Below are 241 nucleotides of genomic sequence, written 5' to 3'. Positions count from 1 at the left end.
AAATATAAGTAATATCATTATAAATAATCACAATAAGATGTTTAGTGAAATTTATGAAAGAATGCAAGAAGGGTTAAAAGAACAAGAACAAACTTTACGAATGCTATCAACGAAACAAGGTATTGCATTACCGTTATCTCTACCCATTCAAATGTTGCATGAATTCACTGACAATAAAGGAAACAATAGAAATGTAAGTTTAAATTATAGCTATTGGATAAATGAAAAGAATTTTCACTTT

Annotated in this window: 1 protein-coding gene; it reads left to right on the top strand. The window is 26.6% G+C overall.

The genetic code is table 11. From position 1 onward, the window contains the following. Window positions 1-241: hypothetical protein (locus tag SH09_RS13780; protein WP_042740193.1), on the top strand; the 241-nt coding region annotated here is incomplete at both ends.

Source organism: Staphylococcus gallinarum (assembly GCF_000875895.1).
Classification (GTDB): domain Bacteria; phylum Bacillota; class Bacilli; order Staphylococcales; family Staphylococcaceae; genus Staphylococcus; species Staphylococcus gallinarum.
Note: the sequence above shows the minus strand (reverse complement) of the source record. Positions and strands in the feature narration are given on the sequence as shown.